The following is a 14378-nucleotide window of genomic DNA, read 5'->3' on the forward strand; positions in this document are numbered from 1 at the left end:
AACAAGGGGCCCTGGGCCCCTTGTTGCATGACTGAGACGCTTATTTTACCAACAAGGGCGCCAAAAAGCGCGCCGTATGGGAATCTTTGCAGCGGCTCATCTCCTCGGGCGTGCCGGTCACCAGGATACGGCCACCGCCGGCGCCCCCCTCGGGACCGAGATCGACGATCCAGTCGGCGGTCTTGATGACGTCCAGGTTGTGCTCGATGATGACGATGGTGTTGCCCCTATCCCGCAGCTGGTGCAGCACCTTGAGCAGTTGCTGGATGTCGTGGAAGTGCAGCCCGGTGGTCGGCTCGTCCAGGATGTAGAGAGTCTGGCCGGTGTCGCGCTTGGAGAGCTCCCGCGCCAGCTTGACCCGCTGCGCCTCGCCGCCAGAAAGCGTGGTGGCCGACTGGCCGAGCCGGATGTAGGAGAGGCCCACATCCATCAGGGTTTGCAGCTTGCGCGCCACCGCCGGCACAGGATCGAAGAACTCGCGGGCATCCTCCACCGTCATGTCGAGGATCTCGTGGATGTTCTTGCCCTTGTACTTCACCTCCAGGGTCTCGCGGTTGTAACGCTTGCCCTTGCAGACGTCGCAGGGCACATAGACGTCTGGCAGGAAGTGCATCTCCACCTTGATGACGCCATCCCCCTGGCAGGCCTCGCAGCGGCCCCCCTTGACGTTGAAGGAGAAGCGGCCCGGCAGGTAGCCGCGCGAACGCGCCTCCTGGGTGCCGGACAGCAGCTCGCGGATCGGGGTGAACAGGCCGGTGTAGGTCGCCGGGTTGGATCTCGGGGTACGGCCGATGGGGCTCTGATCGATGTCCACCACCTTGTCCAGGTGCTCCAGCCCTTCCACTTCGCGGTAGGGCGCCGGGGTCGATTCGGTGGCCTTGTTCAGCTCCCGGTGGGCGATGCGGAACAGGGTGTCATTGATCAGGGTCGACTTGCCTGAGCCGGAGACCCCGGTGACGCAGGTCATCACCCCTATGGGCAGATCCAGGTTGACGTTGCGCAGGTTGTTGCCGCTCGCCCCTTTCAGCTTCAGCCACTTGCCGGTGAGCGGGGTACGCTCGGCGGGAATGGCGATCTGCTTGCGGCCGGAGAGGTAATCCCCCGTCAACGAGGCGGGGTTGGCGATGATCTCCTCCGGCGTGCCCTGGGCGACGATGACACCACCGTGAACGCCCGCCCCGGGGCCTATGTCGAGCACGTGGTCGGCGAGGCGGATGGCGTCCTCGTCGTGCTCCACCACGATCACGGTGTTGCCGAGGTCGCGCAGGTGAGTGAGGGTCTTGAGCAGCCGTTCGTTGTCCCGCTGGTGCAGGCCGATGCTGGGCTCATCCAGCACATACATGACCCCCACCAGGCCGGCACCGATCTGGCTGGCCAGCCGGATGCGCTGCGCCTCGCCACCGGACAGGGTCTCGGCGCTGCGGGACAGGCTCAGATAGTTGAGGCCCACGTTGACCAGGAAGCCGAGCCGCTCGACGATCTCCTTGAGAATTTTGTCGGCGATCTGAGCGCGCTGACCGGTGAGCGCCAACCCCTCGAAGAAGGCCAGGGCATCGCCGATGGATTGCTCGGCGATGGCGGGCAGGTTGCGGTTATCCACGAACACGTGGCGCGCCTCCTCCCTCAGCCGGCTGCCACCACAGCTGGTACAGGACTTGTTGGCGATGTACTTGGAGAGCTCTTCCCGCACCGAGTTGGATTCTGTCTCCCGGTAGCGCCGCTCCATGTTGTGCAAGATCCCCTCGAACGGGTGCTTGCGCACCACCACATCGCCGCGATCGTTCATGTAGCGGAACTCGATCTCGGTGCGACCCGAGCCACGCAAGATCACCTCCTGGGTCTTGGCCGGCAGATCCTCCCAGGGGCTCTCCAGATCGAACTTGTAGTGCTCGGCGAGGGATTTCAGCATCTGGAAGTAATAGAAGCTGCGCTTGTCCCAACCGCGGATAGCACCGCTCGCCAGACTCTGGCTCGGGTCGTGGATCAGCTTGGCGGGATCGAAATATTGCTGCACCCCGAGGCCGTCACAGGTCGGGCAGGCGCCGGCCGGGTTGTTGAAGGAGAAGATGCGTGGCTCCAGCTCCGACATGGAGTAGCCGCACTCCGGGCAGGCGAAGTTGGCGGAGAAGGTCATGGGAACCACCCCCTTCTCCCCGTCCATGGGCGCTACCAGCACTATGCCGCCGGAGAGGGTCAACGCCGTCTCGAAGGATTCGGCGAGGCGCAGCGCCAGATCGGCACGCACCTTGAAGCGGTCCACCACCACTTCTATGGTGTGCTTCTTGTGCAGCTCCAGCGGGGGAGGATCGGAGAGATCGCACACCTCGCCATCGATGCGGGCGCGGATATAGCCCTGCGCCGCCAGATTCTCCAGCAGCTTGCTGTGCTCACCCTTGCGATCCCGTACCACGGGTGCCAGCAGCATCAGCTTGCTGCCCTCGGGCTGGGCCAGCACCTGATCCACCATCTGGCTGATGGTCTGGGCGGCGAGCGGGATGGCGTGGGTCGGACAGCGGGGTTCACCTACCCGCGCAAACAGCAGGCGCAGGTAGTCATAAATTTCGGTGATGGTGCCCACGGTCGAGCGCGGGTTGTGGGAGGTGGACTTCTGCTCGATGGAGATGGCCGGTGACAGCCCCTCTATATGATCCACATCCGGCTTCTCCATCAGGGAGAGGAACTGACGGGCATAGGCGGAGAGTGACTCCACGTAGCGGCGCTGCCCCTCGGCATAGAGCGTATCGAACGCCAGCGAGGATTTGCCGGAACCGGACAGACCGGTGACCACGATCAACTTGTCGCGGGGCAGGGTCAGATTGATGTTCTTGAGATTGTGGGTGCGGGCACCCCGAATCACGATTTTTTCCATCTTCTTGCACGCTCGATACACAAACCAGAGCGAACCAGTATGGCACAGTGACTACTGGATGAATAGACAGGCTTTTATCAGCCTGACCCCGCTCTTCAGAGATATTCCTTGGCCCAGCTCACCGCCTGCAAGCGGTTCTTGACGTTCAACTTCTTGAATACGTTATAGAGGTGGGACTTGATGGTGTGTTCGCTCACAAACAGGCTGTCGGCGATCTCGGTATTGGAGGCCCCCGTCATCAGATGACGGACTATCTCCTGTTCACGGGCCGTCAGCAGCGTCTGGTTGCGCAGCGGCTGGCCGCTGCCCTTGCGGTAGTAATCCACCAGATCACAGAGCAGATGGCGCGGGATCCAATACTCCCCCTGCAGCACCTTGCCGATGCCGATCACCAGCCGATCCAGGCTGTCCTGGCGGAAGAAGAGTCCGCTGGTGTGCGGCCACATCAGCAACAGCTCCCGGTCCGTACTGGTGGGGGCATTGAGCAGCACGGTGCTGGCCCCACCGAATCGACTGCAAAGCGTCTGGCTCCAGTCCGCCTGCTGAGTCGACTTGAGGTAATCCAGATCGATCATGAACAGGGACTGGCTGTCGGTATCTGCCGGTTCCGGCAGGGCATCCAGCTCTCCCACCAGCAGGATGGCCAAGCCCAGCTGCTCGCCGAGGTGACGCTGAAAACTGATAGCTTGTGCGTTATGTTCGGTGATCAGCACTAAGGGGTATTCGGGCGTCATCAAGAAGACTTCCTTGCACATTCGGATCTGGGCTTTTCGACGGGAGAGAGTACCAATCCCCCCTCCTGACTGAAGTATTAAAAAAGTATTAGGCGCTACTGTGATTCCTTTGAAGCTTGCCAATTTCTCAATCAATACAAATGACTAGCATACCCTCCCCATTTGGGGGGTCTACTAGTACCTGCCGGCACAGGCATGGCCCTCCCGGGTGGATACCGCTCTCACGGGTAGCGCCGCTTGCTGGCAACCCCGCACCTCGGGTAAGTTAATGAAGGATCCGACGGCGGGATTGACACCCGCCGGGCAGGAAGATGTGCCCTCATGCCCGCCAACTCTGTTACTATTGCGGGCAAACGCTGGGACGAGCGGCTGGTGATTTATTCGGCCAGATCGGGCGCAGCCATGACATGAGTGAAGATCCCCCATCCAGTGGGGCGCATCTCACCGAACACGAACGAAATGTTGAATTGGTCCGGGCATTTGGCCCGGCCGGTATATAAAGGGTGGAAGAGAGATTATGGCCAGTCGAGGCATCAATAAAGTCATTCTGATCGGTAACCTGGGGCAAGACCCGGAAGTGCGCTACATGCCGAGTGGCGGTGCCGTGACCAACATCACCCTGGCCACCTCCGAATCCTGGCGCGACAAGCAGACCGGTGAGCAGAAAGAGCGCACTGAATGGCACCGTGTGGTGTTCATGGGCAAGCTGGCCGAAGTGGCTGGCGAGTACCTGAAAAAAGGCTCCCAGGTCTATGTCGAAGGCAAACTGCAGACTCGCAAGTGGCAGGATCAGGGGGGTCAGGAGCGTTACACCACCGAAATCCTGGTCGACAGCTTCAGCGGCGTGATGCAGATGTTGGGTGGCCGTCCGCAAGGCGGCGCCGGTCAGAGCATGGGTGGCCAGCAATCCCAGGGCAACTGGGGCCAGTCGCAACAGGCCGCTCCTCAGCAGAACATGCCACGCCCCGCGGCCGCACCGCAGCAGAACATGCAGCAGCAAGGTGGCTACAGCCGTCCTCAGCAACAGCAGCAACCTCAGTCTGCCCCGCCGGTTTACAACGAACCGCCGATGGATTTCGACGACGACATTCCATTCTAGGCTCGCGTGACTGACTACCAGGCCCTGACTGTTCAGGGCCTTTTTTTGCCTGCTTCTGACGCAGCCATCGTCCCCATCACCCCGTTACCGGGACTGGCGAACAGGTTGGGTCTCTCTCATTGGGAGTTGTGGGTATCATCAGACCGAGTCATCCGCCTGAGAACAAGCATGGCCTTCCTTAACCGCCTGCTGCGCTTCACCCTGCTGCTGCATATGGGCACCCTGGCCGCCGAGCCACTACGGGTGGGCGTCAATTTCGCCATCCCGCCTTACGTGATCAAGCACCAGGGCCGCGGCATCGAGCTGGATCTGCTGACACAGGCCTTTGCCGGCAGTGGCTACGAGCCCCGGTTCATCTACCTGCCGCTGGAGCGTACCTTCCGCATGCTGGAAGAGGGCAAGCTGGATGCCATCATCAACGTGAAGCCCGGCATGCTGAAGCACGCCTATCTGTCGCAGCCGGTGATCACCTTCCACAACAGGGTCTTTACCCTGGACGATAGGGTCATCCACTCGATCGCGGATCTGAAGGGGTTGCGTGTCAGCGCCTTCCAGCGGGCACGGCAAATCCTGGGGGAGGATTTCGCCAGCATGGCCGCTCAGAATCCTCGCTATGAAGAGGTGGCCAGGCAGCAGAGCCAGGTACAGATGCTGCTGTTGGGCCGCACTGATGCCGTGATCCTGGAGCAGAGGGTGTTCTACTACTATCTGGCGCAGCAACGCGAGAGTGAATCGGACAGCGGGCGCCATGCCCCCGTTCGGGTCAGGCAACATACCCTGTTCGCCCCCACCCACTATCACTTTGCCTTTCGTCGGGTCACCCAGCAGCAGTGGTTCGATCGCCAGCTCGCGCGCATGAGAGAGGATGGGCGCTATGAACGGATCTTGGCGAGCTATGAGGCGAGCTCATCGGCCGAAAACATAAAAGCCAGCCCATGATGGGCTGGCTTGATACTGGCTCCAGAGGAACAACAGTGTAGCGGAGCGTTACTTCAACACGCTGCCATTTTTCAGGTCGGCTTTCTGCCGTTTGGCATCGCGCTTCTCTTTCAGTGACATCTGCGGTTTTTTCTTGGCATCTTTGCCGTGATGCTGTTCTTTGTTACTCATCATCAGACTCCAAAAATGTTACCCAGACAGGCTGGAACCGGGGCTCCAGCGTGTCAGCCGAATCATAGATCACAGTACGCTAACAGTGACGATCGGGGATCGCACTGGTACCAGCATACCCCCAACCTCAGGCCAGGATCCAGCCTCACACAATAACAGCAGATCGCCGACCAGGCACGCTCACCGCCAGCACAGCCCAAATGGCCCGCCACGCCGCCCACACCGCAGTACCTACTGCCAATCCGGCCAGGACATCTCCCGATGCGATGACCTGCCGATCTGTTGAAAGCACTGTGACGGGACCCAGTCGCCCCATTCCTTCCTTATCCCATGATTGATCGGGTTCAGAGCATCCCTAACCGCCCTGCTCGGGTCCGGACAATGGGTTCCATCAGCAACAAGCCGCCGGAAACTGTCCATAAAAGGGTGAGAACATGGTGGGAAATGGCCCTCAATCTGCCCTTTTGGTGGCAAGGCGACGATAGCATAAGAGATGTACCGTCAGAGTGTGCTAGGGTGTGCTATCCCCTGCCGCAGGAGCGCGCCATGAAAAAACTGGAAATGAAAGACCTCACCGAGGCCGAGAAGGCCGAGATCACCCTGCTGCTGCAGAAAGCCCAGGCCAATGCCGATCACACCCTGACCAATGGGGAGCGCAACAAGATCCGTGAGGAAGGGCGGCTGCTGATCGCCGCGGAGCGCGCCAAGGTCGCCAAGGTCGCCTCAGCGCTGGCGCGGGAGAAAGCCAAGGAGCGCGCCAAGAACCAGGTGTTGCCCGATACCTTCAGCTGGATTGACTCCGTCAGCAACAAGTTCCGCAGCAAGCGCTAATCTCTTCTATATTCATGCATTCATGCCCGGACGCATCCCCTGCGTGCGGGCATGAACATTATATCGCTATGCCTCCCCAACCTGAATCAACATCTATCACGTTGTTAAACAACGATATTTCTCACAAATGAGACCCAAACGCCAGCGTCACTGGGTAATTAATATCAAGATAAAGATTGCCACATCAGGGTGAGCGTGTTCTAATCAATCTCGATGGTTCGGTAGTTCAGACCTGATTATGTTAGGCAGTCATTTTAAAGCAGTGATTTGTTTAGAGTTGTCCCAGATAGCTCTTATCAAATAATTTCCTTCTTTAGTGCTCCCCATACGTATTGCTGACGAAAAATCATGGATTGCCACAACCGTGGCGTTTCAATATCACTATTAAGGAAATTATTATGTCTAACAAAATGACTGGTACCGTTAAGTTCTTCAACGCAGAAAAAGGTTTTGGCTTCATCTCCCCGGCTGACGGTGGCAAAGACGTGTTCGTACACTTCTCCGCTATCCAGTCCACCAGCTTCAAAACCCTGGACGAAGGTCAGCGCGTTGAGTTCACCATCGAGCAAGGCCAGAAAGGCCCGGCTGCTGCCAACGTAGTTGGTCTGTAATTCAAGCCAGGAAGCCTTCCCGTTAATCGGAAAGACCTTCTGCAAGAATTGAAAAAACCCGCCTCGGCGGGTTTTTTGTTGCCTGATTTTCGGCCAGTCCTGTCTATTCCTCCCCCACATTCACACCGGTCACAGACCACAGCCCCGCAGTTCCTCGCACCACACCCTGCGAGCTCCCCACTCACTCGATCTTTCCCCCATGCACCATGTCGTCAGCCTCGCGTAATCTCGGATACGAAGAGGGCGCCAACCCGGGCGCCCTCTTGTCAGATCGGATGAAGGTATAGGCCCTCACAGCGGCAGGCTGATCCTCGCCTCCAGTCCGCCTTCGGCACGGTTATGCAGGCTGAGCTCCCCACCGTGCTGGTGTACCAGAGTACGAGCGATGGCAAGCCCCAGCCCCACACTGCCGGATTCCGTGTTACGAGCCTCATCGAGGCGCACGAAGGGCTTGAACACATCCTCCAGCCGGCTCGGATCTATACCAGGTCCCCGATCGCAGACCCGAATAAACAACTCCCCCTCGCCTCGCTCCAGCGACACCTCGGCGCTGCCCGCGTACTTGATGGCGTTGCCGATGAGATTTTGCAGCACCCGGCGCAGGGTATTGGCACGGCAGGCATAGACCTGCTTGCCCTCGGCCAGGCAGGTGACCGGCTGGCCGGTGTCGGCATAGTCGTCACACAGGCTCTCCAGCAGGCTGACCAGATCCAGCTCCCGGGTCGCTTCCTGCTGCCCCTCCTCACGGGCGAAGCTCAGGGTCGCCGCCAGCATCTGCTCCATCTGTTGCAGGGTCTGCTGGATGCGCTCCTTGTCCTCCCCCTCCGCCAGAAACTCGGTACGCAGGCGCAGGCTGGTGATGGGGGTGCGCAGATCGTGGGAGATGGCCGCCAGCATCCGGGTCCTGTCCTGCACGAAGCGATCGAGCCGGGTGTGCATGCGGTTGAATGCCTGAATGGATTCGCGGATCTCGGTCGGCCCCTCCTCCCGCAGCGGCTCGATATCCTCGCCGCGCCCCAGCCTGTCCGCGTTGGCGGCCAGTTGCTTGAGCGGTTGGGTGGCGCGGCGGAACAGCCAGATCATCAGGCCGATCACCAGGCTCGCTACCAGGATCAGGTTGAGGGTGGTCTGCCAGGACCAGCTGACCGACTCCTTGTCCACCAGAGAGCTGAACTGCAACCAGCCACCATTGGGCAGCTGGATGGAGCCATAGAGCCGCATGTCCTGGGGTGGCGGCATGCCGTTGCGATCCTTCATCATGCGATTGTGGTGCCGCCAGGCCTGGCTGCGCTGGAACTCCTGCTTCAGCTCGGCGCTGATCTCCACCGCCAGTTGCGGCGGATAATCCAGCTTGGCCCGCACCAGCTTCTCGAAACGGGGGCTGCGATTGTCAGGCTGCAGCGGTTCGTCGGCGAGGCGCAGCAGCAGGGTCTCGCTGCGGCTCGCCTTGAGGATCTCGTGATAGAGAGAGGGGGGTGAGAGGGTCAGCAGCCGCACCACTGAGACGATGCGCTGCATGGCATTGCGGCTGTTGACGTAACCGAGCGCCTCCTCTCTGTCGGAGCGGTAGATCTGGATGCTGAGCAGCTGGATCAACACCAGCCCCGCCAGGGCAACCAGTACTATCTGGCCGGTCAGCCCCTTCGGCAACAGCCTGGCGCAGAGTCGCTTGATCATGGCCACCGGCTCACTCCTGGGTCACGTCGGCGGCGAACAGGTAGCCACCGCCCCAGATGGTCTTGATCAGCTCAGGATTCTTGGGATCCCGCTCCAGCTTGCGGCGCAGGCGGCTCACCAGGGTATCGATGGCGCGATCGAAGGCCACCGTCTCGCGGCCTCTGGCCAGATCCAGCAACTGATCCCGGCTCAGCACCCGCTGCGGCCGCTCGAGGAACACCCGCAACAGGTCAAATTCGGCGGTGGAGAGGCTCAGTCCCACCCCTTCCTCATCCACCAGTTCACGGCGGTTGATGTCGAGCAGCCAGCGATCGAAGCGCAGATCCCGGGTCAATGCCTCGGGCGCCGGCTGGGATTCGGCCTGGGTGCGGCGCATCACCGCCTTGATACGGGCCAGCAATTCACGGGGATTGAACGGCTTGGCGAGATAGTCATCGGCGCCCATCTCCAGCCCGATGATGCGATCCGTCTCCTCGCCCATGGCGGTGAGCATGATGATGGGCAGCCTGGACTTCACCCGCAGCTCGCGGCACAGGGTCAAGCCATCCTCCCCCGGCATCATCAGATCCAGCACCAGCAGGTCGAACTCCCGCTCGTCCAGCAGCCGCTTCATCTCCTTGCCATCCCGGGCACAACTGACACGCATGCCATGTTGTTCCAGAAAGCGCTTCAGCAGATCGCGGATCTCGCTGTGGTCGTCGACCACCAGAATATGGGGACTGCCTTGGTTCATCACTGTCTCTCCCGTTATCGAGCTGGGGCGATTATACGAAAATCAATCGGGCGGGTTGTGTCAAAGTGTGCCAGAGCGCCAAGATGCCACACTCTGCTACAAAATAGGCTCCAACTGGCAAAATTCAGACACCTCCCGGGTGTTTACTTGGGGTCAAGGCGAACAAGCCGACCCAGACTCAATCCGACAGGAGTAATGATATGAAATCACTGACCAAGACCTTCCTGACCGCCACCCTGATCCTCGGCCTGCCGCTCGGCGCCTACGCCGCCAGTGAAGCCGTGAGCACGGCCCAACCCACCGCAGCAGCGACCACCACCGGTTGCCCCATGGACGGCTCAGGCATGATGGGCGGCAAGCACCACGGTGGCCGTCACGACAAGATGGCCCGCATGCAGAACATGACCCCGGAGCAGATCCAGGCTCACCTGCAGCAGCGCTATGACAAGATCGAAGATCCGGTCAAGAAGGCCGAGTTCGTCAAGAATCTGGAGCTGCGGGCCGACGGCATGACCAAGCACGCCGAGGTGATGAAGCAGTTCGCCGAAGCCAACAAGTAAACGGATCCGGATACGAGAGAGGGTGGCCCAGGCCACCCTCTGCTATTGGTGTCGCCAGCTGGCTGCGGCTTAATGTAGCGTCGCCCATCTGCACGTTTCGTTGTCATCGCCAATCAAAAAGGGGCCACAGGGCCCCTTTCTCATGCACGGATGTCAGACTCACGCCTTGGCGTTGTCGGCCAGGCTCAGGGTCTTGACGGTCTCGCCTTCGAACTTGATGACGACGCTCTTCTGAGCGGCTTCGGCATCCTTGAACAGGGTCTTGGAAGTCTCCGCCAGCATGGGAGAAACCTTGTTCAGGGCGGTCAGATCATAGCTCCACACTTCCTGACCGGCTTCGGTCCTGGTGCTGGCCGGGGCGCCCAGCTTGTCCTTGATGGCCTGCTTGTTGGAGGCACCTTCCTTGATGTCCAACGCCTTCTTGATCGCTTCGTTGGAGGCGCTGTCCATGGCGCTGCCCGCCATCTCCTTGGCGCTGCTGGTGAGGCTGCTGGTCACGGTATCGGTCAGGGAATCCATCAGGCCGGCGTGGGCAACCAGAGGCAGGGCGGTCAGGGCAATCAGGAGGCACTTCTTCATTAAGATACATCTCACAGGAATGAAAGAGCGCGCATCAGACCAGTGCATAGAGTCGGAGTCAAGGTGATCCCTTGGTCAAGCCACATCCGGGGGGGAGGTAAACGTATCGATGCCAAAAAGGCCCCGTCAATGCCAGCCACAGAGCTGATTCTTGCCTGACAGCTTGGCCTGATAGAGCGCCCTGTCCACCCGCACCATCAGCTGGCTCTGGGATTCGCTCAGGTGATATTCCACCAGGCCGAAGCTCATGGTGATGCCCTCCTGCTCGCCCACGCTGAGCTGGCTCAACCGCTGGCGCAGCTTCTCGGCGACCACCTGGGCATCCGGCAACCGGGTATTGGGCAGGATCAGCATGAACTCGTCGCCCCCCCAGCGGGCAATCAGATCGATCTCGCGGATGTTGTCCCGCGCCAGCCGCACTATGTCGATCAGGGTCTGATCGCCGACCGCGTGGCCATAGCGATCGTTGATCCGCTTGAAGTCGTCCACGTCCATGGCGATGACGGAGAAATGATCCTTGAAGCGCTTGGCACGTTCGGACTCCAGCCTGATGACCTGCTCCAGCCGATAGCGGCTGGCGGCCCCGGTCAGGGAGTCCGTCTCCGCCAGCCGGCGATTCTCTTCGACCTGCCGCTGCAGCTCCCGATTGAGCCGCTGCAGCTCGGCGGTGCGCTCCGCGACTTGCTGCTCCAACGAACGATTCTGCAGTTCCAGCCGGGTGTAGAGCAGCTTCTGGGCATGGATGTCGCGATGAGCCCCTATCATGCGGGCCACAGAGCCATCGGGATTGCGGGCGATGATCCGGCCATAATCCTCGACCCAGGCGAAGTCGCCATCCCGGGTGCGGCAACGGTACTCGACCTTGTAGTGCGGCGCCTCCCCGCTCAGATAGGCATCAAAGCAGGCCATCACCCGCGCCAGATCATCGGGGTGGATCACGTTCTCCCAGGTGAACACCGTATTGCCGAGGGAGTGTGGCTCATACCCCAGCATCCGATACCAACCCGAGTTGCGGTAAACGAAACCCGTGTTGGCGTTCCAGTCCCAGACCCCTTCGCTGATCACCTCGAGGATGCCGTGTACCACCCCCTCGCTGACATCCGATATCTTGATCGTATCCGTATCTGGCAGCATAAAAGACTATCCTTGTCCTCTATCCCCATGGCCATGGGGGCGCAAAGCTTGAGTGTAGAAGTCAGAACCCGGCAAGGCACTGTCCGCGCCTCATCCCGTTGCCGGTTCGCTCTGGGCCGGCCTGTCTGGTTATCGGCCCATTATGGCTCTGGATGAGTGGAATACCCACGCATCTGGTGCAGGATCTCAGAGTAGTCCGGATTTAAAGCCAGGATGATGCAAACTGCGATAATGGCTGGGGGCCAGCCCGTGCTGGCGCTTGAAGGCGGTGGAGAAGTGGTATTCGTTCTTGAAGCCACACAGCCTGGCCACCTCCTTGACCGGCTCGCCTCGACTGGCGAGCAGCAGCGCGGCCCGTTGCAGCCGCAGCCGTTGCAGCAGCGCCATGGGCGCCAGCGCGAAGTGCTGCTGGCAGAGGCGATAGAGCTGCCGCTCGGAGAGGTGCAGCGCCCCGGCCATCCGGCTGATGTCCCAGCACTCGCCGAGCGCCTCTTTCAGCAGCAGCTCGAGACGCAGTGCCAGCCGCTCGCCACGTTTCTGTCCCTCCCCTTTTTGCAACAGGCGGCGCAGATAGAAGCCGAGCTGCTCCACCAAGAGCGCGCTGAGCAGCGGGTCCTGATGGCGCTCCTGCTCCGCATAGAGGTTCTCCAGGGTATGCAGCAGGCTGGCCTGCTGGGAGGTGCAACCCAGTCTGGGGCTGCTTGCGAAGGCATCCCAGGGGGAGCCCTTGTGCAGCAGCAGCCACAGCAGCTCCCACTGACCGCCAGTAGGCAGTTGCGGCTCCGGCAACTGCGTCTCTGCTAACCGGTAGCAGAGCGGCTGGCCCGCCGGGATCAGCGCCCACTCCCCGCTGACAAGCCGCTCATAGCGCTCACCGATCAGCACCTCCCCCTCGCCGCCCAGGGTGATCAAGAAGCAGTGCACGTCCGCGAAGCGGCGTTCGATCCGATAGTGGGTCTGCAGGTGGGAGTGGCCCGCCAGCCACACTCGCTCCTGGGTCAGCGCCAGCAACAGGCTGTCGCAACAGATCTGCTCGCGGCAGTCGGGGGAGACTTCTATCACTTCCAGATTGGCAGTTTCAGACATCATCAGGACGGGCTCAGCCATGTCGAACCATAGCCGTCGAGCATAGCATGGAGGGCATCAACGCAAAGGAGACCCACCATGCATATCCATCACGTCGCCATCTGGGCACAGGATCTGGACGCCCTCAAGAGCTTCTACTGCACCCTGTTTGGCGGCCAGGCGAATGAGTGCTACCACAACCCGGCCAAGCAGTTCAGCTCCCACTTTATCCGCTTCGAGGGGGGCGCCAGTCTGGAGCTGATGCACAGCCCCAACCTGTTTCCAGCTGATCTAACTCTGCCTCACCCGCTGCAGGGGCTGGCCCATATCGCCTTCTCCCTCGGCAGCACTGAGGCGGTGGACAAGATGACAGCCCGCCTCAAGCTGCTCAAAGGCGCCGAGGTGAAGCACCTGGACGGCCCCCGCTGGACCGGCGACGGCTATTACGAGAGCACCTTCCTGGATCCCGAAGGAAACCGGTTGGAGTTGACCATCTAGCCCCTGTATTGGCCCCTCACCCTAACCTTCTCCCAAAGGGAGAGGGGATAAAGCGGCACCGAGGATATGATCGCCAGCCAGGCAGGTTCGATTAGCGAAGCGTAATCGGACAGCGGTAACGATATTGCTCCCTTCTCCCGTTTATTAAAAAAGGAGGAGAAGGGCTGGGGATTAGGGGAAGGAAAAAAGAGATTACACGGTAAACGTTGGGCTTCGCTTCGCTCAACCACAACCTACACAATCGGTAGGTTGGTGCTGAGCCTGCGAAGCCCAACATACGAGATTATTTTGCCAGTTCAAGTCGATAAAAATCCGTCTCTTCGTGTTTTGGATTGGAACGCAAAAATGTCCAGCCCGAACGCCGGTAATGGTTCAGCGCCCGCAAATTGGTGCGGCTAACCGACAGTAGCGCCCATCTGCAACCCGCGCTTAACAAGTGATGACGGATATACGCCTGCAATTCTGCCGCCAGGCCGGAGCCACGATACTCGGGAAACAGATAGATAAGCTGCACATAGCCGGTTTCGGGCTCATCGGAGAAGCTGCGAAACTCCAGCTGGCCAATCAGCTGCTCGCCAGCCCAGACATGCAAGTAATGCCATTCACCTTGCGCCCGCCGTTCACGGATCCGCTCCCGATAACCGGAGATAAACTCGGCAAAGCCATCATAAGTCTGAAAGCTGCAGAAATAGGCATCCCTGCGCGCCTGCACACAGAGTTCATAGTCCCGCTCCAGGTCGATAGTTTTAAATTCAAGTCGCAATGAATGACATCCAGTCGTGTGTAAGTAGGGTGTGATAAGCGAAGCGCATTACACCTTTTGCCAGATAAATAGCAGCGGTGCAATTTCCTTCGTTTATTGCACCCTACCCGATTTT

15 protein-coding genes are annotated in these 14378 nt (G+C 60.1%); 6 read left to right on the top strand and 9 right to left on the bottom strand.

The features are described 5' to 3' along the window. Positions 1 to 40: 40 nt before the first annotated feature. Positions 41 to 2869, bottom strand: a complete 2829-nt coding sequence (gene uvrA, locus EL255_RS19430) for an excinuclease ABC subunit UvrA (RefSeq protein ID WP_042653389.1) — start codon at positions 2867 to 2869, stop codon at positions 41 to 43. A gap of 95 nt (positions 2870 to 2964) precedes the next feature. Continuing rightward, positions 2965 to 3603, bottom strand: a complete 639-nt coding sequence (locus tag EL255_RS19435) for a LuxR C-terminal-related transcriptional regulator (RefSeq protein ID WP_170176034.1) — start codon at positions 3601 to 3603, stop codon at positions 2965 to 2967. Between the two features lie 517 nt (positions 3604 to 4120). Between EL255_RS19435 and EL255_RS19440 the strand changes: the two genes are divergently transcribed. Further along, a complete protein-coding gene (locus EL255_RS19440; protein WP_042653391.1) occupies positions 4121 to 4702 on the top strand; it encodes a single-stranded DNA-binding protein in 582 nt (193 codons plus the stop codon). A 168-nt stretch (positions 4703 to 4870) separates the two neighbouring features. Continuing rightward, positions 4871 to 5641 (top strand): substrate-binding periplasmic protein, encoded by a 771-nt coding sequence (locus EL255_RS19445; protein ID WP_042653392.1) that lies wholly within the window; start codon positions 4871 to 4873, stop codon positions 5639 to 5641. 48 nt (positions 5642 to 5689) lie between these two features. Here EL255_RS19445 and EL255_RS21705 read toward each other — a convergent pair whose 3' ends face one another. Next, positions 5690 to 5812, bottom strand: a complete 123-nt coding sequence (locus EL255_RS21705) for a hypothetical protein (RefSeq protein WP_126623417.1) — start codon at positions 5810 to 5812, stop codon at positions 5690 to 5692. 546 nt (positions 5813 to 6358) lie between these two features. Between EL255_RS21705 and yjbD the strand changes: the two genes are divergently transcribed. Beyond that, positions 6359 to 6643 carry a DUF3811 domain-containing protein gene (yjbD, locus tag EL255_RS19455; protein WP_042653393.1) on the top strand — a complete coding sequence of 95 codons (285 nt, stop codon included), beginning with the start codon at positions 6359 to 6361 and terminating at the stop codon, positions 6641 to 6643. 398 nt (positions 6644 to 7041) lie between these two features. Beyond that, on the top strand, positions 7042 to 7254 hold the full coding sequence (gene cspE, locus EL255_RS19460) for a transcription antiterminator/RNA stability regulator CspE (RefSeq protein WP_025328559.1): 213 nt from the start codon (positions 7042 to 7044) through the stop codon (positions 7252 to 7254). A 291-nt stretch (positions 7255 to 7545) separates the two neighbouring features. Here the strand turns inward: cspE and EL255_RS19465 are convergent, their stop codons facing one another. Together EL255_RS19465 and EL255_RS19470 are read right to left on the bottom strand one after the other, a co-directional pair. Further along, positions 7546 to 8931 carry an ATP-binding protein gene (locus tag EL255_RS19465; RefSeq protein WP_042653434.1) on the bottom strand — a complete coding sequence of 462 codons (1386 nt, stop codon included), beginning with the start codon at positions 8929 to 8931 and terminating at the stop codon, positions 7546 to 7548. Positions 8932 to 8941: 10 nt separating this feature from the next. Continuing rightward, on the bottom strand, positions 8942 to 9664 hold the full coding sequence (locus EL255_RS19470; RefSeq protein WP_042653394.1) for a response regulator: 723 nt from the start codon (positions 9662 to 9664) through the stop codon (positions 8942 to 8944). 200 nt (positions 9665 to 9864) lie between these two features. On the opposite strand from EL255_RS19470, the gene EL255_RS19475 reads away from it, so the two are divergent. Continuing rightward, positions 9865 to 10224 carry a hypothetical protein gene (locus EL255_RS19475; RefSeq protein WP_042653395.1) on the top strand — a complete coding sequence of 120 codons (360 nt, stop codon included), beginning with the start codon at positions 9865 to 9867 and terminating at the stop codon, positions 10222 to 10224. Between the two features lie 159 nt (positions 10225 to 10383). Here EL255_RS19475 and EL255_RS19480 read toward each other — a convergent pair whose 3' ends face one another. From EL255_RS19480 to EL255_RS19490, 3 genes are all read right to left on the bottom strand, one after another. Beyond that, positions 10384 to 10803 carry a hypothetical protein gene (locus EL255_RS19480; protein ID WP_042653396.1) on the bottom strand — a complete coding sequence of 140 codons (420 nt, stop codon included), beginning with the start codon at positions 10801 to 10803 and terminating at the stop codon, positions 10384 to 10386. Between the two features lie 126 nt (positions 10804 to 10929). Further along, positions 10930 to 11937, bottom strand: a complete 1008-nt coding sequence (locus EL255_RS19485; RefSeq protein ID WP_042653397.1) for a sensor domain-containing diguanylate cyclase — start codon at positions 11935 to 11937, stop codon at positions 10930 to 10932. 186 nt (positions 11938 to 12123) lie between these two features. Beyond that, on the bottom strand, positions 12124 to 13044 hold the full coding sequence (locus EL255_RS19490) for a helix-turn-helix transcriptional regulator (protein ID WP_232018882.1): 921 nt from the start codon (positions 13042 to 13044) through the stop codon (positions 12124 to 12126). A 57-nt stretch (positions 13045 to 13101) separates the two neighbouring features. On the opposite strand from EL255_RS19490, the gene EL255_RS19495 reads away from it, so the two are divergent. Further along, positions 13102 to 13500, top strand: coding sequence for a VOC family protein (locus EL255_RS19495; RefSeq protein ID WP_042653398.1), 399 nt, complete (start codon positions 13102 to 13104; stop codon positions 13498 to 13500). Between the two features lie 283 nt (positions 13501 to 13783). On the opposite strand, the gene EL255_RS19500 is transcribed toward EL255_RS19495, so the two are convergent. Further along, positions 13784 to 14263 (bottom strand): GNAT family N-acetyltransferase, encoded by a 480-nt coding sequence (locus EL255_RS19500; RefSeq protein WP_084228331.1) that lies wholly within the window; start codon positions 14261 to 14263, stop codon positions 13784 to 13786. Positions 14264 to 14378 lie beyond the last annotated feature (115 nt).

The sequence above is a fragment of the Aeromonas encheleia genome, assembly GCF_900637545.1.
GTDB classification, from domain to species: domain Bacteria; phylum Pseudomonadota; class Gammaproteobacteria; order Enterobacterales; family Aeromonadaceae; genus Aeromonas; species Aeromonas encheleia.